19 protein-coding genes are annotated in these 24,409 nt (G+C 65.5%); 11 read left to right on the plus strand and 8 right to left on the minus strand.

What is annotated here, in order from left to right; translation table 11 throughout:
* Positions 1–131 precede the first annotated feature (131 nt).
* Positions 132–1,199 (plus strand): FAD-binding oxidoreductase, encoded by a 1,068-nt coding sequence (locus FJ979_RS08365; protein WP_140580521.1) that lies wholly within the window; start codon positions 132–134, stop codon positions 1,197–1,199.
* A gap of 42 nt (positions 1,200–1,241) precedes the next feature.
* On the opposite strand, the gene FJ979_RS08370 is transcribed toward FJ979_RS08365, so the two are convergent.
* Positions 1,242–2,036: a class II glutamine amidotransferase gene (locus tag FJ979_RS08370; RefSeq protein ID WP_140580523.1), complete on the minus strand. Its 795-nt coding sequence runs from the start codon at positions 2,034–2,036 to the stop codon at positions 1,242–1,244.
* 14 nt (positions 2,037–2,050) lie between these two features.
* Complete coding sequence (locus tag FJ979_RS08375) at positions 2,051–2,299, minus strand: DUF6356 family protein (protein WP_140580525.1); 249 nt, start codon at positions 2,297–2,299, stop codon at positions 2,051–2,053.
* Positions 2,300–2,414: 115 nt separating this feature from the next.
* On the opposite strand from FJ979_RS08375, the gene FJ979_RS08380 reads away from it, so the two are divergent.
* From FJ979_RS08380 to FJ979_RS08400, 5 genes are all read left to right on the plus strand, one after another.
* On the plus strand, positions 2,415–2,885 hold the full coding sequence (locus FJ979_RS08380) for an Lrp/AsnC family transcriptional regulator (RefSeq protein ID WP_140497095.1): 471 nt from the start codon (positions 2,415–2,417) through the stop codon (positions 2,883–2,885).
* Between the two features lie 97 nt (positions 2,886–2,982).
* Positions 2,983–3,468: a dUTP diphosphatase gene (gene dut, locus FJ979_RS08385; protein WP_140523635.1), complete on the plus strand. Its 486-nt coding sequence runs from the start codon at positions 2,983–2,985 to the stop codon at positions 3,466–3,468.
* Positions 3,468–4,127 carry an HAD family phosphatase gene (locus FJ979_RS08390; RefSeq protein WP_181167621.1) on the plus strand — a complete coding sequence of 220 codons (660 nt, stop codon included), beginning with the start codon at positions 3,468–3,470 and terminating at the stop codon, positions 4,125–4,127. The genes dut and FJ979_RS08390 overlap by 1 nt, the downstream gene beginning before the upstream one ends.
* Before the next feature lie 152 nt (positions 4,128–4,279).
* Positions 4,280–5,080, plus strand: coding sequence for an oxaloacetate decarboxylase (locus FJ979_RS08395; RefSeq protein WP_140523629.1), 801 nt, complete (start codon positions 4,280–4,282; stop codon positions 5,078–5,080).
* Between the two features lie 13 nt (positions 5,081–5,093).
* Entirely contained in the window at positions 5,094–6,092 is a 999-nt protein-coding gene (locus FJ979_RS08400) for a proline racemase family protein (RefSeq protein ID WP_140580526.1), read from the plus strand.
* An 11-nt stretch (positions 6,093–6,103) separates the two neighbouring features.
* On the opposite strand, the gene FJ979_RS08405 is transcribed toward FJ979_RS08400, so the two are convergent.
* Positions 6,104–6,817 carry a sulfate transporter family protein gene (locus tag FJ979_RS08405; protein WP_140580528.1) on the minus strand — a complete coding sequence of 238 codons (714 nt, stop codon included), beginning with the start codon at positions 6,815–6,817 and terminating at the stop codon, positions 6,104–6,106.
* A gap of 418 nt (positions 6,818–7,235) precedes the next feature.
* Positions 7,236–8,138, minus strand: coding sequence for an EamA family transporter (locus FJ979_RS08410; protein WP_140497107.1), 903 nt, complete (start codon positions 8,136–8,138; stop codon positions 7,236–7,238).
* A 199-nt stretch (positions 8,139–8,337) separates the two neighbouring features.
* On the opposite strand from FJ979_RS08410, the gene FJ979_RS08415 reads away from it, so the two are divergent.
* Positions 8,338–9,330, plus strand: coding sequence for an adenosine kinase (locus FJ979_RS08415; protein WP_140523618.1), 993 nt, complete (start codon positions 8,338–8,340; stop codon positions 9,328–9,330).
* A 470-nt stretch (positions 9,331–9,800) separates the two neighbouring features.
* The gene (locus tag FJ979_RS08420) at positions 9,801–10,502 is read left to right on the plus strand and encodes a hypothetical protein (RefSeq protein WP_140580530.1); all 702 of its coding nucleotides are present in this window, start codon (positions 9,801–9,803) and stop codon (positions 10,500–10,502) included.
* A gap of 42 nt (positions 10,503–10,544) precedes the next feature.
* On the opposite strand, the gene FJ979_RS08425 is transcribed toward FJ979_RS08420, so the two are convergent.
* Complete coding sequence (locus FJ979_RS08425; RefSeq protein ID WP_140497115.1) at positions 10,545–12,824, minus strand: NADP-dependent malic enzyme; 2,280 nt, start codon at positions 12,822–12,824, stop codon at positions 10,545–10,547.
* Between the two features lie 217 nt (positions 12,825–13,041).
* Between FJ979_RS08425 and mutS the strand changes: the two genes are divergently transcribed.
* Positions 13,042–15,804 (plus strand): DNA mismatch repair protein MutS, encoded by a 2,763-nt coding sequence (gene mutS / locus FJ979_RS08430; protein WP_140580532.1) that lies wholly within the window; start codon positions 13,042–13,044, stop codon positions 15,802–15,804.
* Between the two features lie 84 nt (positions 15,805–15,888).
* Here mutS and FJ979_RS08435 read toward each other — a convergent pair whose 3' ends face one another.
* From FJ979_RS08435 to FJ979_RS08445, 3 genes are all read right to left on the minus strand, one after another.
* Positions 15,889–16,734 carry an aldo/keto reductase gene (locus tag FJ979_RS08435; protein ID WP_140580534.1) on the minus strand — a complete coding sequence of 282 codons (846 nt, stop codon included), beginning with the start codon at positions 16,732–16,734 and terminating at the stop codon, positions 15,889–15,891.
* A gap of 78 nt (positions 16,735–16,812) precedes the next feature.
* Positions 16,813–17,205 (minus strand): DUF305 domain-containing protein, encoded by a 393-nt coding sequence (locus tag FJ979_RS08440; protein WP_140556843.1) that lies wholly within the window; start codon positions 17,203–17,205, stop codon positions 16,813–16,815.
* 43 nt (positions 17,206–17,248) lie between these two features.
* Entirely contained in the window at positions 17,249–19,753 is a 2,505-nt protein-coding gene (locus FJ979_RS08445) for a heavy metal translocating P-type ATPase (RefSeq protein WP_140580536.1), read from the minus strand.
* A 187-nt stretch (positions 19,754–19,940) separates the two neighbouring features.
* Here FJ979_RS08445 and FJ979_RS08450 point away from each other — a divergent pair, with 187 nt between their 5' ends.
* Positions 19,941–22,742 carry a [protein-PII] uridylyltransferase gene (locus tag FJ979_RS08450; protein WP_140580538.1) on the plus strand — a complete coding sequence of 934 codons (2,802 nt, stop codon included), beginning with the start codon at positions 19,941–19,943 and terminating at the stop codon, positions 22,740–22,742.
* Positions 22,743–22,788: 46 nt separating this feature from the next.
* Entirely contained in the window at positions 22,789–24,396 is a 1,608-nt protein-coding gene (gene murJ / locus FJ979_RS08455; RefSeq protein WP_140556847.1) for a murein biosynthesis integral membrane protein MurJ, read from the plus strand.
* Positions 24,397–24,409 lie beyond the last annotated feature (13 nt).

The raw sequence follows: 24,409 nt of genomic DNA on the forward strand, positions 1-24,409 counted from the left end.
TCCTGTCTGTGGCGCGGGCTTCTAGCAGCGCTTTCCCGGCCTGTCGAACAGATTTGCCCGGATTGGTCCGCCGGCTCTTGAGATAGGGACGACGCGATGGCATCAGAAGACCTGTTCGATGGAGATCCTGCATGAGCAAGAAAGTGATCGTCATCGGCGCCGGCATCATCGGCGCCTCGATCGCCTGGCACCTGGCCAAGGCGGGCGCGCAGGTGACGGTCATTGCCGACAGCGCTGCCGGCGGCGTGGCGACGCCGAACTCGTTTGCCTGGATAAATGCCAGCTGGGGCAATCCGGAACCGTATTTCCGGCTGCGCATCCGCTCCATGGCGGAATGGTCGCGGCTGGCGCAGGACCTGCCCGGCCTTCCGCTCGCCTGGTGCGGCGGGCTGTGCTGGGACTTGCCGGCGGACAAATTGGAGGCCTATGCGGCGGAGCATTCGTCCTGGGGTTATGGCATCAGGCGGGTCGACCGCGCCGGCGCGGTCGGCATCGAGCCCAATCTCGCCGGGCTTCCCGACTTTGCCTTACATGTCGCCGAGGAGGGTGTCGCCGAGCCGGTCGCAGCGACGAACGCGCTGCTGGCCGACGCCGAACGGCGCGGTGCGCGCTTCGTCTCCAGCACGGTTACAGCGCTTGTTCAGACCGGGGGCAGGACGACGGGCGTGGACACCGCCCATGGCCTGCTCGCCGCCGACGAGGTGGTGATCGCGGCTGGCGTCGGCTCGCCAGAGATTGCCGCGACGGCCGGCATAAGGCTACCGATCGAAATGCCGCCCGGCCTGATCGTCCATTCGCGGCCTTACAAAAAATTGCTCAACGGGCTGGTGCTGACCGAGCGGCTGCACATGCGCCAGACGGCGCAAGGCCGCATCATCGCCGGATCAGATTTCGGCGGTGCCGATCCGGGGATGGATGCGGCGGCGACGGCGCGCGAGCTGTTTGCGGCGCTGCAGGCCATGCTGCGCGGCCGTGACGGCCTGGAGCTCGATTTCCATACGCTCGGTTACCGGCCGACGCCGATCGACGGCTTCCCGATCATCGGCCGCGCCGAGGGCATGGACGGCCTCTATATCGCGGTCACGCATTCCGGCATCACGCTGGCGCCGGCGGTCGGCTTGTTCGCCGCGCGCGAAATCCTCGACGGCGAGCGTGATCCATTGCTGGCGCCCTATGGGTTGGATCGATTCGCTCAATAGCTTGGTGGACGGCTCTCTACGGCAATTCGCGCCGCGAGGAGGCTACCCGGCCAACGCCAGCTTCGCGGGGGCCGGCGCAAACGGCTGAATATTCATGCCATCCCTGGTCATGGTGATGAAGCTCGATGGCGGGATCGCCTGCCAGTCGCCGCCTTCACGGTCGAAGGGTTCGGAGACGATGCAGCGGCCGCCGCCCTTGGAGGCGGTATAGAGGGTGGGCGCGTGGTCGTCCGTGGCGTAGCGGACCGCGTGGAGCGCCTGCCCGTCGGAAAGGGCGGCCGTCAGCTTCAGCGCCGGCTCGATGCCGGCACGCCGCGAAGCCTCCAGCACGCGGCTGGTGGCACGGGCGACGGCGCCTTGCGGATCGGCGGCCAACCCTTCGTCGATCATCAGGAGAAAAAACAGCTCGGAATCGGTGGTGCCCTCGCGCTGGTCGAAGACGGCGTCGGACAGCGAATTTTCCAGCGCGCGGCGGATCTTCTCGAAGCCGCCGATCTGGCCGTTGTGCATGAACGACCAAGGGCCCGAGATGAAGGGATGGCAATTCATGCGGCTGGTGGCGCCGCCGGTCGAGGCGCGCACATGGGCGAGAAACAATCCGGATTTGATCTGTCGGCACAAGCTCTTCAGATTGGGATCGGACCAGGCCGGCAGGATGTCGCGGTAGAGGCCGGGCTCGGGCCGGTCGCCATACCAGGCAAGGCCGAAACCATCGCCATTGGTCGGCGACTTGGCTTCCTCGGCGCAATGGCTCTGGGCGATCAGCGAGTGGCAGGGCGCCGTGAGGATGTTTTCGAGGAAGACCGCTTCACCGAGATAGGCCGCCCACCGGCACATCGCTTCGTCCGTTCCTAGGCGCGGTCCGGAAGGGCCTCGGGCTCCTTGACCGCGTGCGAACCTCTGTTGTGCGTCCGCTCGTAAAGTTCGCGGACGATTCGGCTGGCGGTAGTCTCGAACAGAAATGGCAAGAAAGCGTGAACGAGGGCGGCCCCGGCGGCCGTCAGCAGGCGCGAGGAAAACCAGGCGGCAAAGGCCATGTGACCGAAATAGGTTTCGCCGACCTTGGCCGGATGGGAGGTGAAAATCCGTGCGACCGACATGTTGCTTCCCCTTCAGCGCTTCAAGTTCTCGATAGGGGTATCCTGGCACGGTTCGTCGGTTCATCGGTCTCAAAATGTCCTTGTATTTTGCTTGTTCGTGGGACAAACATCCCACATGGCCATCGAAATCGACGAAATCGATCGGAAATTGCTCGCCGAATTGCAACGCGACGGCACGTTGTCGGTCGACCAGCTGTCGGAGCGGGTGGCGTTGTCGCGCAACGCCTGCTGGCGACGCGTCAAGCGGCTGGAGGAGGATGGCGTCATCACCGGCCGGGTGGCGTTGGTCGATGCCGAGAAGCTCGGGCTCGGCCTCTCCGTGTTCATCCTGGTTCGGACCTCAAATCATGATCCCGAGTGGTTGCAGAAATTCCGGGCGGCGGTGACCGGGTTTTCCGAGATCACGGGAGTCTACCGCATGTCCGGCGACCTCGACTATGTCTTGCGCGCCCGCGTCGCCGACGTGAAGGCCTATGACCGGCTCTACCAGCGGCTGATCGCCAAGGTGGCGCTGTCGGACGTTTCGGCGTCCTTCGTGATGGAGGAGATCAAGGAGACCACGGTGGTGCCGATGGAAGTGCGCTAAGGGTTGGCTCCGGCCATAGTGATGCCCGAAAGAAAGCCGTTGATAGGGTCGCGGGCGAATTGACCGAATCGGCAATCGCGCCGATAGGATCGATTTTATGCGCGCAGCCATCCAAAATTCCTCCGTCATCGGTCCGACCGTCGGCTTCGTAAGGTTACCGCATGCGGAAGGACTCCCCCTCCCTGCCTATGAAAGCCCCGGCGCCGCCGGCATGGACCTGCGCGCGGCGGTGCCCGACGATCGGCCGCTGCTGATCCTGCCGGGAAAACGTGCGCTGGTGCCGACCGGACTGATCCTGGAAATTCCCGAAGGCATGGAAGGCCAGGTGCGGCCGCGCTCCGGCCTTGCCTTCAAACACGGGCTGACCGTCCTCAACACGCCGGGCACGATCGACAGCGACTATCGCGGCGAGGTGAAGGTGCTGCTGGTCAATCTCGGGGACGAGGATTTTGCGGTGACGCGCGGCATGCGCATCGCCCAGATCGTGTTCGCCGCGGTGACGCAGGCGGGCGTTGAAGAGCGCGCCCTGGCCGGCGGCACGGCGCGCGGTTCGGGCGGGTTCGGCTCGACCGGCACGGCCTGATGAACATACCGAAACTTGTCATCTTCGACTGCGACGGGATTCTGGTCGATACCGAGAACCTGGCCAACCGGCGTCTCGCCGAATGGCTGAGCGAAGCCGGGTATCCCACCAGCTTTGAATATTGCCGCAAGAACTTCTCCGGCCGCAGCATGGTCTCAGTGCAGAAGCAGATCGAAGAAGAGACCAGCGTCAGGCTCGGCGCAGACTTCGTCGAGCGCTGGAATGCAGGGCTGCCGGACCTGTTCGCCCATGGGGTCGAGGCGATTCCCTATGTCCGGGAGTTCGTCGAGGCTGTCCGCGCGGCCGGCATCGCCTATTGCGTCGCCACCTCGGCCAGGGTGTCGAAAATGCACATCACGCTTGGCCAGACCGGCCTGCTGCCGCTGTTCGAACATGCGATGTTTTCCTCGACTATGGTCGCGCGCGGCAAGCCGTTTCCGGACCTGTTCCTGCATGCGGCCAAGACGATGGGCTTTGCGCCTGCCGACTGCATCGTCATCGAGGACAGCGTCGCCGGCACGCAGGCCGGCATCGCCGCCGGCATGCGGGTATTTTCCTATCATGGCGATCCCTACAGCGACCGTGACGGCTTGATGCGAGCCGGCGGCATCCTGTTCGACGACATGCGCACACTGGCCGGACTGGTGCCAATCCACTGATCTGGACCGTTTTTCTGGGGTTGCGAGGACGCGCCGGACGAATTGTCAGCAGAGAACGCGAAACGCTTCTGAGCCAACCGCATTCGTTTGCCCGGGCAAGGCGGGCAAGCTAAAATCCGCGCCATCGCACTCAACACGATGGGGGAACTTCCATGGACAAGGGCAAGATCTTTCGCGACCTGCATGCCTCGACCTTCGTCATGCCCAACCCTTGGGACGTCGGCACGACGAAGCTGCTTGGATCCTTCGGTTTCAAGGCGCTGGCGACGACCAGCGCCGGTTTCGCCTTCTCGCGCGGCCTGCCGGACGGCGCGGTGACCTTCGACCAGATGATCCATCATTGCCGCGAGGTGACGGCGGCAACCGAGCTGCCGGTTTCGGCCGACCTCGAACGCGGCAAGGGCGACAGCGCCGAGCAGGCCGCCGAAACCATCTTCGCGGCTGAAGCCGCCGGCCTTGCCGGCTGCTCGATCGAGGACCACACCGGCGACCCGAACAAGCCGATCTATGATTTTTCGCACGCGGTGGAGCGCGTCGCGGCGGCGGCGGAAGCGGCCCGCGCGCTGAAACGCGATTTCGTCTTCACCGCGCGGGCGGAGAACTTCCTCTGGGGCAAGTCCGACCTCGACGACACGATCAAGCGGCTGCAGGCATTCGAGAAGGCGGGCGCCGACGTGCTCTACGCGCCGGGCATCGGCGACGTCGAGATGGTGCGCACGGTCTGCTCGGCGGTGAGCAAGCCGGTCAACGTCATGGCAAGGCCCGACTTCACCATTGCCGATCTGACCGCGGCCGGGGCAAAGCGCGTTTCGCTTGGGCCGTGGCTCACCAACTTCGCCTATGGCATGCTGGAAACGGCGGCGCGCGAGATCCAGCAGGACGGCACGTTCGGCTTCGCCCGCGCCGCCATGCCCTTCGGCAAGTTGCAGGCGCTGTTTGGCAAATCGGGATAAGCGGGCCGAACACATGACGCTGACCGTCGTCGACATGCACACCGGCGGCGAGCCGCTGAGGATCGTCACCGGGGGTTACCCCGATATCCCGAAGGGCACGATCCTGGAAAAGCGCGCCCATGTGCGCGACCATCTCGATCATCTCCGGAAAATCCTGATGTTCGAGCCGCGCGGCCATTACGACATGTACGGCGCGCTGCTGGTCGAGCCCGATTTGCCGGGCGCCGACCTTGCCGTGCTGTTCATGCACAATGAGGGCTATTCGACCATGTGCGGCCACGCCATCGTCGCGCTCGGCCGCTATGCCGTCGACGAAGGGCTGGTGGCCAAGCGGGAACCGGTGACGATGGTCAACATCGAGGCGCCCTGCGGCATGGTGATTGCCTCGGTCGAGGTGCACGACGGCAAGGCAGGTGCTGTGTCGTTCGACAGCGTGCCGGCTTTCTTGTTCGCAGGCGACCGCAGGATCGAGCTGCCCGGCTACGGCGCGATCGACTTCGATATCGCGTATGGCGGCGCTTTCTACGCGCTGGCCGACTGCCACCAGTTCGGATTGGAATTCGGCCGCGACCGGGTGCGCGATTTCGTCGATGCGGCGACGACGCTGACCGAAAGACTGAAGCAGGAATTTCCCCTGTCGCACCCCGACCATGCCGACCTCGCCTTTCTCTACGGCTCGATCCTGACCGATGGGAAGGACGCGTTTTCCGGTGAGCCGACGAAAAACGTCTGCGTCTTCGCCGAGGCGCAGGTCGACCGCTCGCCGACCGGCTCCGGCGTCACCGCCCGGCTGGCGGCGATGCATGCCAAAGGCGAGATCGCAACAGGCCGGACACGCACTTTCGAGAGCATCGCCGGCTCGCGCTTTTCCGGCGCGGTGGCGCGGATGGCGAAAGCCGGACCGCATGAAGCGATCATCGCCCGCGTCGGCGGCCGCGCCTACTATTGCGGCCGGGCGGAATTCATCGTCGAGCCCGACGACGAACTGGGGCGCGGCTTTCTGCTGCGGTAGGGACTGGCGCATCAACGGGACGGCTTGCTCCCCCGATCGGGCCGGGCCGAGATCGCCTTGTGCAGATGCACCATCATGGCTGCGGCGAAGAGCGGCGTCACCAGGTTGAGCACCGGCACGGCAAGGAAGGCCGCTATCACCAGGCCGGCGAGAAAGACCGTCCCGGCATGGTGCCGGCGCAAGGCCCTGGCCTCTTCTTCCGGACGGAAGCGCATAGCGGCGAATTCGAAGAATTCGCGCCCAAGCAGGTAGCCGTTGACGATGAAAAAGGCGGCGATGTTGATGCCCGGCACCAGCAGGAGCAGCAGGGCGACGATGTTGCCCAAAACGACGACGCCGAAGAACTTTATCGCCAGCACCAGCGAGCGCAGCGCCGGCATGGCGCGGCCGGGCGGATCGCCGGGATAGTCGGTATGCTCCACCACTTCGGCGACATCGTCGAGGAACAGCCCGGCGACGACAGCCGTGACCGGCGCGACGAGCAGCGCCATGCCGAAGGCAAGCGCGATGGCCGCGATGATGCCGCCCAGCCAACCGGCCCAGGACGGCAGGCCGGGAAAGAGCGTGTGCAGCCATGGCAGCGCCAGCCACTCGACGAGGCTGGTCAGCCCGAACCACAGGCCGACCAGAGCAAGCACAGTCAGGCCTAGCGTCTTGAGGAAGACGGCGCGGAATTCGGGCGAGAACAACTGGCCGGCGGCGGCGCGGGCGGCGCTGGAGATCACGGTGCTTCCTCGCTTCGGCGGATTGCCCCGGGAGGATAGGCAGCAGGTTCGCCGGTCACAAGCCTCTATTACCTGTCGCGGGGTTCAGGGCGGTTTTCAGGTCTGGAATTCTCCGCATCACCCCTCTTGCGAGCGCCGGCGCCGCCCCTCACTGTCCTGCCGGACATCTCTCCCCGTAGAACGGGGAGAGATGAGCTGGCCGCAACGCCGACGCCTTCATTGCAATGTGGTGGTTTGGCGAACCCGGTGATGACAGCGCCCCTCTCCCCGTCATGTACGGGGAGTTGAGGAGCGGTCCGCGAAGCGGACGAAAAGCCAACTGCTTGGCTTTTCGAGTGACGAACGCCGGCAGGCGGATGAGGGGCAGCGCTACCTCGACAATCGGAGCCATTTGGTCTGAGGCGATTGCCCTGTCTGCCTATTGTGCGAGCGCCGGCTTGCGGGTGGGAATGGTCATGGCCGCGACGCCGGCGACGACGAAGGCCATGCCGAGCCAGGCCGTCGAACCCAGGCTTTCGCCAAGGAAAACGGCGCCGATGCCGACGCCGATCGGCACGCGCAGATAGGCCTGCGAGGTCGTGCCGACCGAGCCCAGCGTGTGGATCAGGCGGAAATAGATGACGAAGGCCAGCGCGGTCGAAAACACCGACAGGCCGAGCAAGGCCAGGATCGACGCCGTCGACGGCGCCAAGGTCCAGGGCTGGTCGACGGCGAGGCTGAGCGGCACCAGGATGACGGCGCCGCAGAGCATCGAGCCGGCGGCGGGCAGCATCGGGTCGAGGCCCTTGAAGCCTCGGCCGAAGATCGCCGCCCCCGCATAGCAGACCGTTGCAAGGACGATGGCAAGCTGCGCCCAAAGTTCATGGCCGAGACCGCCCAGCGCCTGTGTGCCCACGATGAGGCAGATGCCGGCAATGCCGGCGCCGACGCCGATCAGTTTGCGCAGCGTCACCGGTTCATGGCGGGTGATGAGCGCGGTCAACAGGAAGGTGAAGATAGGCGACGTCGCGTTGAGGATGGTGGCGAGGCCGGCATCCACCGAGCGCTCGGCGGCGGCGATCAGGGTGAACGGGATGACGCTGTTGAGGCACGCCTGGAAGGCGAAACGACGCCAGCTCGCTGCATCGCCCGGCATGGCGAGCCCGCGCCAGCGGATGATGGCCAGCAGGATCGCGCCCGCGATCAAGGTGCGGGCGGCGATGAACGTCACCGGCGGGATCGTCTCGACGCCGATCTTGATGAACGTATAGGAGGCGCCCCAAAGCACCGCCAGGAGGGCGAGCAGCGCCAGATCGGTGTTCATGTCGTTTCTTGCAGGCATGGGCTTGCCGCCTTCGGACCGGGATCGAACGGCCCTTTTTAGGCAAAGCCGCGGTAAAATGCTTCGGCCACGACCGAATTGTCGTAGCGCCTAGGCGTCAGGCGATATGAACATGGCCTAGGCAAACCGGTTGCAAATCGCTAGACCCGCGCCCGGCCGGCATGGCAAGAAGCCGGCGCGGATTTTGGCGGAGACATTGATGCCGGACTATGACGTGCTTTGCATCGGCAACGCGATTGTCGACATCATCGCCCAGTGCGAAGAGGAATTCCTGGAGACCAATGGCATCATCAAGGGCGCGATGAACCTCATCGACACGCACCGCGCCGAACTGCTCTACAGCCGCATGGGCCCGGCGATCGAGGCGTCCGGCGGCAGCGCGGGCAACACGGCGGCCGGCGTTGCCTCCTTCGGCGGCCGCGCCGCCTTCTTCGGCAAGGTCTCCAACGACGCGCTCGGTGAGATCTATGCGCATGACATCCATGCCCAGGGCGTCGCCTTCGACACCAAGCCGCTTCAGGGCGAGCCGCCGACGGCGCGCTCGATGATCTTCGTCACCCCCGACGGCGAGCGCTCGATGAACACCTATCTCGGCGCCTGCGTCGAGCTCGGGCCGGAGGACGTCGAGGCCGACAAGGCGTCGGGCGCCAAGGTTACCTATTTCGAGGGCTATCTGTGGGATCCGCCGCGCGCCAAGGAGGCGATCCGGCAGACGGCCAAGCTGGCGCACGCGGCGGGCCGCGAAGTGTCGATGACCTTGTCGGATTCGTTCTGCGTCGACCGCTACCGCGACGAGTTCCTCGAGCTGATGCGCTCGGGCACCGTGGACATCGTCTTCGCCAACAGCCACGAGATCAAGTCGCTCTACCAGACCTCGTCCTTCGACGAGGCGCTGGCCCGGATCCGCAAGGACTGCAAGGTCGCCGCCGTGACGCGCTCGGAAAAAGGATCGGTCATCGCGCGCGGCGACGAGACCGTCGTCATCCAGGCGACCGCCATCAAGGAGCTGGTCGACACGACAGGCGCCGGCGATCTCTACGCTGCCGGTTTCCTGCATGGCTACACGCAAGGCCGCGACCTCAAGACCTGCGGCGATCTCGGCTCACTGGCGGCCGGCCTGGTGATCCAGCAGATCGGGCCGAGGCCAAGGCAGAATCTGCGTCGCGAGGCCGAACTGGCGGGGCTGCTGTAGGGGGGCGGTGAAGCTGCCGATCTCCCCCCTCGTGGGGGAGATCGCCGGCAGGCCAGAGGGGGCGCTGTCCCGCTGGCATCTCCAGGGTTCTACACTGCCGCCAAGCCCGAAATGAACGGCATGAGCGTACTGTCATGTCGGGGCGCCAGTTCGAAGAGTATGGGCACGCGGAAGGGAACCACCGCAACCTAGCGATCCTTCGCGCCCCCCTCTGCCCTGCCGGGCATCTCCCCCACGAGGGGGAGATCGGCAGCTTCACCGTCGCGCGGCTGTCACACATCGCACCTACACGCAATCGGGGCGTCCTTGACTGACATTTGGGCGCCCTCAGCCAGTTGGGGTGCCAAGATGCAAGACAGCAAGCTGTCGGGCCGCCGGATTTGTTGCCGCCGCGATTTCCGCTTTCCACATTAGAAATTCAGCAACGGGCCGCGATCGGGGAGGAGCGCTCGCGGCCAGAAGACAGATGCATGAACAGATTTCACATAACCGGTCTTAAACAAGACGACTTCGCGGACATGGTCGCGGAGAAGGTCGAGCGGGCGCTTGCCCACTATGACGAGGCCATCAACAAACCCACCATGGTCTCGGTCGGCAAGATCGCCGGCAGCATAGCGTCCGCCGTCACCTTGCTGTCGCCGAAGCATCAGCGCGCCATCGACGCCATCCATGCCGACCTTCCGGGGCTGGCATCGAAATTCGTGCGTGCGCTGGCCGTGGAAGCCGCGCGCCGCAGCGAAGCCGGCACCGCGGGCGCCACAAATCCGTCGGCGGGTTTCGACGGCCCCGCCTCCCCGCTTCCGCGCACCCAGTCCGACGATCTCGAATCAATGCTGATCGAAGACTGGGCCGGGCGGGTCGCCGGTTCGACCTATCTGGAGGAACACCTGCGCATTGCCCGCTCGACCCTGCACCGCTGGCAAAGGCGGGGCGAGGTGGTCGCCTTGCGCAAGGGCGGCCGCAAGCACGTCTTCCCGCTGGCGCAGTTCGTGGACGGCAGGCCGGTGGCGGGCATTCGAGACGTGCTGTCGTTGATCGGCAATCCGAGGCTGGCATGGCTGTGGCTGACCCGCCCCTCGGCGCTGCTCGACGAGCGCATTCCCATCGACCTGCTGCGGCAAGACCAGGTCAAGGAGGTCGTCGAGGCGGCGCGGGTGTTTTCCGCGGGTTAAGCAGATCCGCCGCAGCTTTCGCATCCGACGCGCGGACCTTCCTCAGGTCCCCGCCGTGTAGGCCGCGATCGCCGCCATGTTGACGATATCGCTGTCCTTGGCGTTCAGCGAGACGATCTGCACCGGCTTGTTCAGCCCGACCAGCAGCGGGCCGATGACCGTCGAGCCGCCGAGCTCCTGCAGCATCTTGGTGGAGATCGAGGCGGAGTGGAAGGCCGGCATGATCAGCACATTGGCCGGGCCGGTCAGCCTCATGAACGGGTATTGCGCCATGGCACGGGCGTTGAGCGCGACGTCGGCGGCCATCTCGCCGTCATACTCGAAATCGACGCGACGCTTGTCGAGGATGCGCACGGCTTCCTGGATGCGCTCGGAGCGCTCGCCGTGGGGATGGCCGAAGGTGGAATAGGCGAGCATGGCGAGCCTCGGCTCATAGCCCATGCGGCGGGCAAAGCCTGCCGCTTCCTCCGCGATATCGGCGATCTGCTCGGCGTTCGGCATGTCGTGCACGGCGGTGTCGGCGACGATCACGGTGCGGCCACGTGCCAAAACGATCGACACGCCGATGACGCGGTGGCCGGGCTTGGCGTCGATGACGCGCCTGACATCGTCGAGCGCGGTGGAATAATTGCGGGTGACGCCGGTGACGATGCCGTCGGCATCCCCCAGCGCCACCATGCAGGCGGCGAAATGGTTGCGGTCGTTGTTGATCAGGCGCTGGCAGTCGCGGAACAGGAAGCCTTTGCGCTGCATGCGCTCGTAGAGATAATCGGTATAGACCGAATTGCGGCGCGACAGGCGAGCATTGATGATCTCCAGCCCCTGCTTGTCGAGGTCGATGCCGGCGTGCCTGGCGTTCTCCTTGATGACGTCGTCGCGGCCGAGCAGGATGGCGGTGCCGAGCCGCTGGTTCACATAGGAGACGGCGGCGCGCATCACTTGCTCCTCCTCGCCCTCGGCGAAGACGATGCGCTTGGGCTGGCGGCGCACACGGTCATAGATGCGCTGCAAGGTCGAGGCGATCGGATCACGGCGGGCCGACAGCTCCTGCGCGTAGCGGTCGAGATCGAGGATCGGCTTGCGGGCGACGCCAGAATCCATCGCCGCCCTGGCGACGGCCAGCGGAATGGCCGAAATCAGGCGCGGATCGAACGGCACCGGGATGATGTAGTTGGGGCCGAATTTCGGCCGGTTGCCCTGGTAGGCTGCGGCGACGTCGTCGGGCACGTCCTTGCGTGCCAGGTCGGCAAGCGCACGCGCGGCGGCGATCTTCATGTCGTCATTGATGGTGGTGGCCCGCACATCCAGCGCGCCGCGGAAAATATAGGGGAAGCCGAGCACGTTGTTGACCTGATTGGGATAATCCGAACGCCCGGTCGCCATAATGGCGTCGGTGCGGATCTCCGCCACTTCCTCGGGCGTGATCTCGGGATCGGGGTTGGCCATGGCGAAGATGATCGGGTTCTTGGCCATGGAACGCACCATGGCGGTGGTCAGCGCGCCCTTGGCGGAAAGGCCGAGGAAGACGTCGGCGCCGTCCAGCGCCTCGGCCAGCGACCGCGCGTCGGTCTTGACTGCATGCGCCGACTTCCACTGGTTCATGCCTTCGGTGCGGCCCTGGAAGACCACGCCCTTGGTGTCGCACAGGATGATGTTTTCGGGCGCAAAGCCCATCGCCTTCATCAGCTCGATACAGGCGATGCCGGCCGCACCGGCGCCGTTGCAGACCATCCTGGTGGTCTTCATGTCGCGGCCGGTGATCTCCAGCGCGTTGATCAGGCCGGCGGCCGAGATGATGGCGGTGCCGTGCTGGTCGTCGTGGAAGACCGGGATGTCCATCAGCTCGCGCAACCGCTGCTCGATGATGAAGCATTCCGGCGCCTTGATGTCCTCCAGGTTGATGCCGCCGAAGGAGGGCCCAAGGAAGCGCACGCAGTTGATGAACTCGTCGGCGTCCTCGGTGTCGACCTCGAGGTCGATGGAATCGACGTCGGCGAAGCGCTTGAACAGCACCGCCTTTCCCTCCATGACCGGCTTGGAGGCCAGCGCGCCGAGATTGCCCAAGCCCAGGATCGCGGTGCCGTTGGAGATGACGGCGACCATGTTGCCGCGCGACGTGTAGTCGAAGGCGCGGCTGGGATCCTCCGCGATGGCCAGTACCGGCACGGCGACGCCAGGCGAATAGGCGAGGCTCAAATCGCGCTGCGTGGCCATCGGCTTGGTGGCGACGATCTCGAGCTTGCCGGGCCGCCCCATGGCGTGGAATTCGAGCGCTTCCTGCGCGCTGACGGACGGACCGCTGTTTTCGGTTTTCCTTGCCATGATGCTTTTGATTTCCTCGCCATGCGGCACCTCCTTGAGGCGGGTGCCTTGTGTGATTCCGAATTAAGACTACGCGCCGCCGCGTGTAAACCGCCAAGCGTTACCGAACTGGCGTCGGAAGGACGCATGGCGTTCAATGGTGGTTGATCTCCGTTCTTCCCCTGCTTTTCCAATGGCCGGCATTAAACCCCGCCGCCACATCTGCTAGCGTGAGCGCATGAACATGCACATTCAAAACGAACCGGACGCTCCCGAGGCGATCACGCCGGCAGCCGCTGGCGGCGTCACGCCGATGATGGAGCAGTTCATCGAGATCAAGGCGGCGAACCCGGATTCGCTGCTGTTCTACCGGATGGGCGATTTCTACGAGCTGTTCTTCGAGGATGCGGAGAAGGCGAGCCGGGCGCTCGGCATCGTGCTGACCAAGCGCGGCAAGCATCAGGGACACGACATCCCGATGTGCGGCGTGCCAGTGCATGCGGCGGACGACTATCTGCAGAAACTGATCGCGCAGGGTTTCCGCGTCGCCGTCTGCGAGCAGATCGAGGATCCGGCCGAAGCCAAGAAGCGCGGCTCCAAATCGGTGGTGCGCCGCGATGTGGTGCGGCTGGTGACGCCTGGCACCATCACCGAGGACAAATTGCTGGCGCCGTCGGAATCGAGTTTCCTGATGGCGCTGGGACGAGTGAAGGGCGGCGGCGATCCAAGAAGTGGGGAGCGCGGCGGCGCGACCGGGACCCAAGGAAGCTTTGCCCTGGCCTGGATCGACATTTCGACCGGGGCTTTCCGGGTCACAGACACCACCGCCGACCGGCTGCTGGCCGACATCTTCCGCGTCGATCCGCGCGAGCTGATCGTCGCCGATCCGGTGTTCCACGATCCCGAATTGCGATCGGTATTCGACGTGCTCGGCCGCGTCGCCAACCCGCAGCCGCCGAGCCTGTTCGATTCGGCCTCGGCGGCCGCGCGCATCGCCCGCTTCTTCGAGGTGGCGACACCGGACAGCTTCGGCGCGTTTTCGCGGGCCGAGCTGTCGGCGATCTCGGGCGCAATCGCCTATGTCGAAAAGACGCAGAAGGCCGAGCGGCCGCCGCTGTCGCGGCCCGAGCGCGAGGAGGCCGGCTCGACTTTGTTCATCGACCCGGCGACGCGCGGCAACCTGGAACTCCTGCGCACGCTGTCGGGCAGCCGCGAAGGCTCATTGTTCAAGGCGATCGACCGCACGGTGACCGGCGGCGGCGCCAGGCTGCTCGCCGATCGGCTGATGGCGCCGCTGACCGATCCGGCGGCAATTGCCGCGCGGCTGGATTCGGTGTCGTTCTTCCGTTCCGAGACGCGGCTTTGCCAGGCGGTGCGGGCGAGCCTGAAGAGCGTCGCCGACATGCCGCGCGCGTTGTCGCGGCTGGCGCTCAACCGCGGCGGCCCGCGCGACCTCGGCGCGCTGCGCGCCGGCTTCGAGGCGGCCGGCGCGATCGCGGAGATCTTTGCCGCGACCGCCCTGCCCCAGGAATTGGCGGCGGCGCTCGCCGCCATCCGGGCGCTGCCGCACGCGCTTGCCGGGCATCTGACGCAGGCACTTGGCGAGGAACTGCCGCTGCTGAAGCGCGACGGCGGCTTCATCCGAGGCGGCTACAACGCCGAGCTCGACGAGATGCGGGCGCTACGCGACGAGTCGCGAAAAGTGATCGCCGGGCTGGAGCGTTCGCTGATCGAGGAGACCGGCATTCGGTCCCTGAAGATCCGGCACAACAATGTGCTCGGCTACTACATCGAGGTGACCGCCAACCATCACGCGGTGATGACCGGCAGCGATGGCGCCAAGGCGCGCTTCATCCATCGCCAGACCATGGCCAACGCCATGCGCTTCACCACGACGGAGCTGGCGGAGCTGGAAACAAAGATCGCCAACGCCGCCGACCGGGCGCTGAGCATCGAGCTTGCCGCCTTCGACGCGCTGACGGCGGAAGCGGTCGGCGAAGCGGAGAAGATCCGCGCCGCGGCCGATGCGCTCGCCGTGCTGGACGTGTCGGCGGCGCTCGCGCTTTTGTCGGAAAGCGAGGCCTGGTGCCGGCCGCTGGTCGATGCCAGCCTTGCCTTCGAGATTTCGGGTGGGCGCCATCCCGTGGTCGAACAGGCGCTGCGGCGCTCGGGCGAAGGGCCGTTCGTGGCCAATGACTGCGACCTGTCGCCGGAGGGCAGCGCCAAGAACGGCGCGATCTGGCTGCTGACCGGCCCCAATATGGGCGGTAAATCAACATTCCTGCGGCAGAACGCGCTGATCGCCATCCTGGCCCAGACCGGCTCTTTCGTCCCGGCGACATCGGCCCATATCGGCGTCGTCGACCGCCTCTTTTCCCGCGTCGGCGCCTCGGACGATCTGGCGCGCGGCCGATCGACCTTCATGGTCGAGATGGTCGAGACGGCGGCGATCCTTAACCAGGCCGGCGAACGGGCGCTGGTAATCCTCGACGAGATCGGCCGCGGCACCGCCACGTTCGACGGCCTGTCGATCGCCTGGGCCGCGGTGGAATATCTGCACGAGAAGAACCGCTGCCGGGCGATCTTCGCCACGCATTTCCACGAAATGACCTCGCTTGCCGGCAAGCTGGCGCGGCTCCACAACGTCACCATGCGGGTCAAGGAATGGGAGAACGACGTCGTCTTCCTGCACGAGGTCGGCAAGGGCGCGGCCGACCGCTCCTACGGCGTCCAGGTGGCGCGGCTGGCCGGCCTGCCGGAGGCGGTGGTGGACCGTGCCAAGGAAGTGCTGCACCAGCTCGAGGAAGGCGAGGTTTCGGGCAAGACCAACCGGCTGGTCGACGACCTGCCGCTGTTTTCAGTGGCGGTGAAGCGGGAAGCGCAGAAGCCGGTCAAGAGCGACGCGCTGGGCGTCGCACTCAGTGACATCAATCCCGATGAGATGACGCCGAGGGAAGCGCTGGAAGCGCTTTATCGGTTGAAGGGGTTGGCGGGGACGTAAATTGAACCTGCTGGCACGGCGGTATCGCCGAAACCGCCAATCTCCCCCCTCGAGGGGGGAGATTGGCAGCTTCACCGACAACGCTCAGATCATCTCCAGCCCGCGTTTGCGGCTCGGCGGCGGGAAGGCGCGGTCGAGGTCGGCGAGGTCTTCGCGCGTAAGCTCGATGTCGAGTGTCGCGACATTCTGGCGGACATGGTCCTGGCTGCTGGCCTTGGGAATGGCGATGACGCCATCCTGGTGCATCACCCAGGCCAGTGCGATTTGTGCCGCGGTCGCACCGTGGCGGGCTGCGACCGCGTCTAAACTGGCGTTGCGCGCCAAGGCGCCCTGCTCGACCGGCGAATAGGCCATAAGAGGAATTCCGCGTTTCCGGTTCCAGGGCGCCAGATCGAACTCAAGGCCGCGCCGGACCAGATTGTAGAGCACCTGGTTGGTCTGGACGTTGCCGCCGTCGGGCAGGCCGACCAGCTCTTCCATCTCCCCTGTGTCGAAATTGCTGACGCCCCAGTGGCGGATCTTGCCGGCTTTCTTCAGCGCCTCGAAGGCTTCGACCGTTTCCGCCAGTGGCACGCTGCCCGGCCAATGCAGCAGATAAAGATCGATGCGGTCGGTCGCGAGGCGCTTCAGGCTGTTCTCGCAGGCGCGCTGCGCACCGGCGCGCGAGGCGTTGGACGGCAGCACCTTCGAGACCAGGAAGACCTCGGCACGCTGCCCGGCAATGGCTTCGGCCACCACCTCCTCGGCGCCGCCGCTGGCGTACATTTCGGCGGTGTCGATCAGCTTGACGCCGAGATCGAGGCCAAGCTTGAGGGCATTCACCTCCTCCGCGCGGCGGCGCGAATCCTCGCCCATTTTCCAGGTGCCCTGGCCGAGAACGGGGATGGCTTCGCCGCAGGGCAGCGTGGTGGTTCTGACGCTCGATGGCATGGCAGGCTCCAGTTGAGACGGGATCGCATCACAGGCCGGACGAGAAATTCAGAGGCGTTCTCGCCGAGCCGCGAAAGCTTACTTCACCGGATGGGCGGCGAGCCAGTCCTGCATCTGCTTGATCTCGGCTTCCTGCGCCGCGATGACCGCCTCTGCCAGCTTGCGGATCTCGGGGTCCTTGCCGTTGGCGAGTTCGACCTTGGCCATGTCGATGGCGCCCTGGTGGTGAGGGATCATGCCGCGGACGAAATCGACGTCGGCATCGCCGGTGTATTTGGAGGCCATCATGTCGGCGTGCATCTTGTCCATCGCCGCCTTGTAGCCTGCGGTCGATGGGCCTTCCGCCCCCGTAGCCATGCCGGCCATGTCGTGCTTCATCTCTTCGCTCTGTGCGGGAACGCTTTCGAGGAAGACGGCAACCAGCATTCCAGCCGCCATCAGCAGCAGCACGATTTTCTTGGCCAAGGTCATTGATGGTCTCCTGTTGATCGGGTTTCGTATTTGGGGGATCGGCTCAAAGTTTCAATGTCCTCAGCCGCAACGCATTGGCGATCACTGAAACCGAGGACAGGCTCATCGCCGCCGCCGCCAGCATCGGCGACAACAGCGTGCCGGTCAGCGGATAGAGCACGCCGGCCGCAACCGGCACGCCAAGCACATTGTAGAGGAAGGCGAAGAACAGGTTCTGCCTGATATTGCGGATGGTCGCCTGCGCCAGTGTGCGGGCACGCACGATGCCGTTGAGGTCGCCCTTGACCAAAGTGATGCCGGCGCTTTCGACGGCGACATCGGCGCCGGTGCCCATGGCGATACCGACATCGGCGGCGGCCAAGGCCGGTGCGTCGTTGACGCCGTCGCCGGCCATGGCGACGCCGGCGCCCTTGCCGCGCAATTCCTCGACCAGCGCGCCCTTCTGTTCCGGCAACAGGCCGGCGCGGACTTCGTCGATGCCGAGACTCCTGGCGATCGCGTTTGCCGTGCGCTCATTGTCGCCGGTCGCCATGATGATCCTCAAGCCGCTGTCGTGCAGGGCCTTGATCGCCTCGGCGGTGGTCGCCTTGACCGGATCGGCGACGGCCACGATGCCGGCCAATTTCCTGTCCACGACGACGAACATCGCCGTCTTGCCATCGCCTTGTAGCGCTTCGGCCGCGGCCGAAACGGTGGACACGTCGGCACCGAGATCACGCATCATCGCGGCGTTGCCGAGCGCTACATTCCTGCCCGAAACGGCACCGGAAACACCCTTGCCGGTGACCGCCTCGAAGCCATTGGCTTCGGCGACCCTTACACCGCGGGTCGCGGCGCCTTCGACAATAGCCTCGGCCAGGGGATGCTCCGAGCCCTTCTCCAGGCTCGCGGCGAGGCCCAGCAATTCCTCCTCCGAAAACCCATCGGCCGCCACGACATCCGTCAGTTTCGGCCGGCCTTCGGTCAGTGTCCCCGTCTTGTCGACGATCAGCGTATCGACGGAAGCGAAGCGTTCGAGCGCGGCGGCCTCCTTGATCAGCACGCCGGCGTGGGCGCCACGTCCGGTGGCGGTCATGATCGACATCGGCGTGGCGAGGCCGAGTGCGCAGGGACAGGCAATGATCAACACCGAGACCGCCGAGACGATGGCGAAGATCAGGCTGGGCGTGGGCCCAAAGATCGCCCAGGCGACAAAGGCAGCGATGGCGACCAGAACGACAGCCGGGACGAAGTAGAAGGAAACGCGATCGGCCAACCCTTGTATCGGCGCGCGCGAGCGTTGCGCCTTGGCGACCAGCTCGACGATGCGCGAGAGCGTGGTCTCGGCGCCGATCCGCTCGGCGCGCATGATCAGCGAGCCATTCTTGTTGAGCGTGCCGCCGGTGAGGGCATCCCCTTCGGCCTTCTCGACCGGCAACGGTTCGCCGGTGATCATCGATTCATCGATGGAAGAGCGGCCTTCGAGCACGGTACCGTCGACCGGCACGGCATCGCCGGGCCGGATGCGCAGGCGCTCGCCGGCCTTGACGCTGTCCAGCGGCACATCGCTCTCGGAACCGTCCTCTCCTATGCGGCGGGCGGTCTTGGGCGCAAGGTCGAGCAGGGCGCGGATCGCCGAGCCGGTCTTTTCGCGGGCGCGCAGTTCCAGCACCTGGCCGAGAAAGACCAGCGCGACGATGACGGCTGCGGCCTCGAAATAGACCGGCACCGCCCCGCCATGGCCGCGGAACTGATGCGGAAAAATGTCCGGGAACAGCGTCGCGACGACGCTGTAGAGATAGGCCGCACCGACGCCGAGCGAAATCAGCGTCCACATGTTCGGGCTGCGGTTGCGGATCGAGTCCCAGCCGCGATGAAAGAACGGAAATGCGGCCCAAAGCACGACCGGGCTTGCGAGCGCCAGCTCGATCCAGACCTTTGTCCGGTCCTCGATCAGGTTCTCGAACGACAGACCGATCATCGGCGCCATGGCGACGATGAGAAGGGGCACCGAGAGCACCGCACTGACCCAGAACCGCCTGGTGAAATCGACCAGTTCGGGATTTGGCCCCTCATCGCCTGTCGGCACGCCCATCGGCTCGAGCGCCATGCCGCAGATCGGGCAGGAGCCGGGCTTGTCGCGGACGATCTCGGGATGCATCGGGCAAGTGTATTGGGTGCCTTTCGGCATCGCTTCCGGCGCCGGTCTGTCGCCGAGATAGGTTTGCGGCGCCGCCTCGAATTTCGACTTGCAGCCGGCGGAGCAGAAATAGAAGCCCTGGCCGTCATGGCGCAGAAAATGCTTTGCCGTGGCGCGGTCCACGCTCATGCCGCAGACGGGGTCGGTGGCGGTCAGGTATTGTTTCGGCTCGGCTTGGAACTTTGTCCGACAGCCTTCGCTGCAGAAATGATAGAGGCGGCCAGCATGCTCCGATACCGGCTTGCCGGCGGCTGGATCGACGATCATGCCGCAAACCGGATCGCGCGTGACGGCGCCGGCATCCACGGCCGCGCCTTTTGCCGCGCAGCAACCACCATGCGCGTGATGATCGTGATCTGAATGCGTCATTTCGAATGCCTCTATCAAACTGCTTCGAGCCGGAGGTAGTCCTTCCAGTAACTGGAAGGTCAAGGACTGGCTTGAATTTTATTGTCGCGGGTGTCCCGCACCATGGAAACGCGTCAACCCGCCCCCATACCCAGCGCCGCGGAAACGCGCTATAGACGCCGCCCAAAAGGCAAGGCCAACCGGTACCATGGCGAAAATCTTCTTGAAGCTCGATGAACTGATCAACGGCGACGCCTTGCGCCGCGAGATGACCGCGCTGACGGCGGCCACGACCGGGGACGGCTCCGGATCGGCCGCCCGCGCCGGGGTTCTCCAGCTTCTCAAGGGCCGACTCGCCGCGGGTCGCAAAACAGCCGAGGCCATGCTGAAACAGGATGGCGGCGGCAATGCCTGCGCCGAGCGGCTGTCGCATCTGATGGATGAGCTGATCCGGGCGCTCTACGATTTTGTCGCGACCCATGTCTACCGGGTAAAGAACCGGTCGGTCGCCGAACGCATGGCCGTCGTCGCGGTCGGCGGCTATGGGCGCGGCACGCTGGCGCCGGGATCCGACATCGACCTCCTGTTCCTGCTGCCCTACAAGCAGACGCCGTGGGGCGAACAGACAGTCGAATACATGCTCTACATGCTGTGGGATCTGGGGCTGAAGGTCGGCCACGCGACCCGCAATATCGAGGAATGCCTCAGGCTGTCGCGCACCGACATCACCATCCGCACCTCGATCCTGGAAGCGCGCTTCCTGTGGGGTGAGCAGAAGCTCTACGACGAACTGATGCTGCGCTTCGACCATGAGGTGGTGCGCACCACCGGACCGGAATATGTGCAGGCCAAGCTCGCCGAACGCGACGAGCGCCATGCCAAGGCCGGCGAAAGCCGCTATCTGGTCGAGCCCAACGTCAAGGACGGCAAGGGCGGCCTGCGCGACCTGCAGACGCTGTTCTGGATCGGCAAATATTTCTACCGGGTGCGCACCGGCGAGGAGCTGGTCGAGAAGGGCGTCTTCACGCAGGCCGAATACCGCGAATTCCAGAAGGCCGAGGATTTCCTGTGGGCCGTGCGCTGTCACATGCATTTCCTCACCGGCAAGGCCGAGGAGCGGCTGCATTTCGACATCCAGCGCGAGATCGCGGAGCGGCTGGGCTACACCACGCATCCCGGCCTGTCGGCGGTCGAGCGCTTCATGAAGCACTATTTCCTCGTCGCCAAGGATGTCGGCGACCTGACCCGCATCTTCTGCGCCGCGCTCGAAGAGGAGCAGGCCAAGCATGTGCCGGGCTTCAACCGCATCTTCCTCACCTTCCAGCGCCGCAAGCGCAAGCTTGCCGGCACGTCGGATTTCATCGTCGACAACCACCGTATCAACATCGCCGACGACCAGGTGTTCGAGCGCGATCCGGTCAATCTGCTCAGGCTGTTCTGGTTCGCCGACAAGCACGGGCTGGAGTTTCACCCCGACGCGCTGAAGCTGCTCACCCGCTCGCTCGGCCTGGTCAACAAATCGCTCCGACGCGACGAGGAGGCCAACCGGCTGTTCCTCGACATCCTGACCTCGGACCGCAACGCCGAGCTCAATCTGCGCCGCATGAACGAGGCGGGGCTGCTCGGCCGGCTGATCCCCGATTTCGGCAAGATCGTCGCCATGATGCAGTTCTCGATGTACCACCACTACACGGTCGACGAGCATCTGATCCGCTGCATCGGCGTGCTGGCCGAGATCGAGCGCGGCGACGGCGAGAAGGTGCATCCGCTGTCGCATTCGCTGATGCCGGGACTGAGAAAGAGCCGCGAGGCGCTCTACATCGCCGTGCTGCTGCACGACATCGCCAAGGGCAGGCCGGAGGACCATTCGGAAGCCGGCGCCCGGATCGCCCGGCGCATCTGCCCGCATATGGGACTTTCGACCACCGACACCGAAACGGTGGCCTGGCTGGTCGAGAACCATCTGGTCATGTCGATGACGGCGCAGACGCGCGATCTCAACGATCGCAAGACGATCGAGGACTTCGCCTCGATCGTGCAGTCCGTCGAGCGGCTGAAGCTGCTTCTCATCCTCACCGTCTGCGACATCAGGGGCGTCGGACCGGGCGTCTGGAACGGTTGGAAGGGCCAGTTGCTGCGCACGCTGTACTACGAGACCGAACTGCTGCTCACCGGCGGCTTCTCGGAAGTGTCGCGCGCCCAGCGCACGGCGGCGGCGCGCGAGTGCCTGGCCGAAGCACTCGCCGGCTGGCCCGACAAGATCCGCAAACGCTATGTCGGCCTGCACTATGAGAATTACCTGTTGACCGTCGACCTGCCGGACCAGCTTCGCCACGCCGAATTCATCCGCGAGGCGGATGCGTCCGGCAACAAGCTCGCCACCATGGTCAAGACGCACCAGTTCGAGGCGGTGACCGAGATCACCGTTTTGGCGCAGGACCATCCGCGCCTGCTGTCGGTGATCGCCGGCGCCTGTGCGGCGGCCGGCGGCAACATCGTCGACGCGCAGATCTTCACCACCTCGGACGGCCGCGCGCTGGACACGATCCTGATCTCGAGGGAGTTCGATCGCGACGAGGACGAGCGCCGGCGTGCCGAGCGCGTCGGGCGGCTGATCGAGGACGTGCTGTCGGGCAAAAGCTGGCTGCCGGAGATGATCGAGAAGCGCACCAAGCCCAAGCGCGGCGCCAAGGTCTTCCGGATCGCGCCGCGCGCCGAAATCCGCAACACGCTGTCGAACCGATTTTCGGTGATCGAGGTCGAGGGGCTGGACCGGCCGGGCCTGTTGTCGGAGATCACCGGAACGCTGTCCGACCTGTCGCTCGACATCGCGTCGGCCCACATCACCACCTTCGGCGAAAAGGTGATCGATACGTTCTATGTCACCGATCTCACCGGCCAGAAGATCGACAGCCCGTCACGCACCACCACCATCCGCAACCGGCTGACGGCGACGCTCGAGGGCACGGCCTCCGAACGCGGCAGCAGGACCAGGGCCGCCGCCGAGTGAGCGCCACCATCACTTTGTCCCAATCGCGCAGGCAGTCTCCAAACGCATGAGCCTCGTCAAGAAATTCGCTACGGTCGCTTCCGGCACGCTGATGAGCCGCGCGCTCGGTTTCGGCCGCGAGATGCTGATGGCGGCAGCACTGGGCACCGGACCGGTGGCCGACGCCTTCAACGCCGCCTTCCAGTTTCCCAACACCTTTCGCCGGCTGTTCGCCGAAGGCGCCTTCAACGCCGCCTTCGTGCCGCTGTTCGCCAAGGAGATCGAGACGCACGGCACCGACGGCGCCAAGCGCTTTTCAGAGGAAGTGTTCGGGGTGCTGTTCACGGCGCTGCTGGCGCTGACCATCGCCATGGAACTGGCGATGCCGCTGATCGTGCGCTACCTGGTGGCGCCGGGTTTCGCCGACACGCCGGGGAAGTTCGAGACGACCGTCACGCTGGCGACGATCATGTTCCCCTATCTCATCTGCATGTCGCTGGCCGCCATGATGGCGGGCATGCTGAATTCGCTGCGCCGCTATTTCGCCGCGGCGATCGCGCCTGCCTTTCTCAACATCATCCTGATCAGCGTGCTTGGCTATGCCTGGTATCATGGGCTGGATGCGCATGCCGTCGGCTTCAGCCTGTCCTGGGGCGTTCTGGCGGCGGGCCTCGTGCAGCTCGCCATCGTCTGGGTGGCGGTTCGCAACGCGGGGATCTCGATCGGTTTCCGCCGGCCGAAGATGACGCCGAACGTGAAGCGGCTCCTGATCCTGGCGCTGCCGGCGGCGATCACCGGCGGCATCACCCAGATCAACCAGCTGATCGGCACCGCCATCGCGTCGGCGCAGGACAGCGCCGTCTCCTCGCTCGCCTATGCCGACCGCGTCTACCAGCTGCCACTTGGCGTGGTCGGCGTCGCCGTTGCGATCGTGCTGTTGCCGGAACTGTCGCGGGCGCTGAAGTCGGGCAATCTGATCGAGGCGGCCAATCTGCAAAACCGCTCGGTCGAATTCACCTTGTTCATGACCTTGCCGGCTGCGGTGGCGCTCTGGGTCATGTCTGAGCCGATCGTGCGGCTGGTCTATGAGCGCGGCGCGTTCGCCGCCAACCATTCGACGCCTGTCGTGGCGGCGATCCTGGCGATCTTCGGGCTTGGCCTGCCGGCCTTCGTGCTGATCAAGGCGTTCACCCCGGGCTATTTCGCCCGCGAGGACACACGCACGCCGATGATCTTCGCCGCCATCTCGGTGGCGGTGAACGTCGCCACCGCGCTGACGCTGTTTCCGAGGATGGGCGCGCCCGGCATCGCCGTGGCCTCGGCGGTGGCCGGCTGGGTCAACGCGCTGATGCTGCTCGGGGTGCTGATCCGGCGCGGCCATTGGGGCCGCGACGTGCCTCTTTTGAAGCGCATTCCGCGTCTGGTGCTCTCGGCGGCGGTGATGGGCGTCGCCCTCTATTTCGCCGAACACTGGCTGAGCGCCAGGCTCGGCTCCGGCTCGCCGCTGGTCGTCAAGGCGACGACGCTGCTGGGGCTGGTGGCCGGCGGGGCGCTGCTCTACTTCGTCACGGCCTTTGCCAGCGGCGGCGCCGATTTCGGCATGATCCGCCGCAATGTGAAGCGCGGCTCAGGCAAGGCGACACCACCAGCCGTAAACGCCGAGCTGGACGAGTAGGCCGGGCAGCCCG

This window comes from Mesorhizobium sp. B1-1-6, from assembly GCF_006443035.1.
Lineage (GTDB): Bacteria > Pseudomonadota > Alphaproteobacteria > Rhizobiales > Rhizobiaceae > Mesorhizobium.

Excerpts from the sequence above, each read along its gene's own strand:
- FJ979_RS08420 (WP_140580530.1), top strand. The coding sequence starts at position 9,801 with ATGAACAGATTTCACATAACCGGTCTTAAACAAGACGACTTCGCGGAC.
- FJ979_RS08390 (WP_181167621.1), top strand. The coding sequence starts at position 3,468 with ATGAACATACCGAAACTTGTCATCTTCGACTGCGACGGGATTCTGGTC.
- FJ979_RS08415 (WP_140523618.1), top strand. The coding sequence starts at position 8,338 with ATGCCGGACTATGACGTGCTTTGCATCGGCAACGCGATTGTCGACATC.
- FJ979_RS08380 (WP_140497095.1), top strand. The coding sequence starts at position 2,415 with ATGGCCATCGAAATCGACGAAATCGATCGGAAATTGCTCGCCGAATTG.
- murJ (WP_140556847.1), top strand. The coding sequence starts at position 22,789 with ATGAGCCTCGTCAAGAAATTCGCTACGGTCGCTTCCGGCACGCTGATG.
- FJ979_RS08365 (WP_140580521.1), top strand. The coding sequence starts at position 132 with ATGAGCAAGAAAGTGATCGTCATCGGCGCCGGCATCATCGGCGCCTCG.
- FJ979_RS08395 (WP_140523629.1), top strand. The coding sequence starts at position 4,280 with ATGGACAAGGGCAAGATCTTTCGCGACCTGCATGCCTCGACCTTCGTC.
- FJ979_RS08410 (WP_140497107.1), bottom strand. The coding sequence starts at position 8,138 with ATGCCTGCAAGAAACGACATGAACACCGATCTGGCGCTGCTCGCCCTC.
- FJ979_RS08400 (WP_140580526.1), top strand. The coding sequence starts at position 5,094 with ATGACGCTGACCGTCGTCGACATGCACACCGGCGGCGAGCCGCTGAGG.
- FJ979_RS08450 (WP_140580538.1), top strand. The coding sequence starts at position 19,941 with ATGGCGAAAATCTTCTTGAAGCTCGATGAACTGATCAACGGCGACGCC.
- dut (WP_140523635.1), top strand. The coding sequence starts at position 2,983 with ATGCGCGCAGCCATCCAAAATTCCTCCGTCATCGGTCCGACCGTCGGC.
- FJ979_RS08425 (WP_140497115.1), bottom strand. The coding sequence starts at position 12,824 with ATGGCAAGGAAAACCGAAAACAGCGGTCCGTCCGTCAGCGCGCAGGAA.
- FJ979_RS08445 (WP_140580536.1), bottom strand. The coding sequence starts at position 19,753 with ATGACGCATTCAGATCACGATCATCACGCGCATGGTGGTTGCTGCGCG.
- FJ979_RS08375 (WP_140580525.1), bottom strand. The coding sequence starts at position 2,299 with ATGTCGGTCGCACGGATTTTCACCTCCCATCCGGCCAAGGTCGGCGAA.
- FJ979_RS08370 (WP_140580523.1), bottom strand. The coding sequence starts at position 2,036 with ATGTGCCGGTGGGCGGCCTATCTCGGTGAAGCGGTCTTCCTCGAAAAC.
- mutS (WP_140580532.1), top strand. The coding sequence starts at position 13,042 with ATGAACATGCACATTCAAAACGAACCGGACGCTCCCGAGGCGATCACG.
- FJ979_RS08435 (WP_140580534.1), bottom strand. The coding sequence starts at position 16,734 with ATGCCATCGAGCGTCAGAACCACCACGCTGCCCTGCGGCGAAGCCATC.
- FJ979_RS08440 (WP_140556843.1), bottom strand. The coding sequence starts at position 17,205 with ATGACCTTGGCCAAGAAAATCGTGCTGCTGCTGATGGCGGCTGGAATG.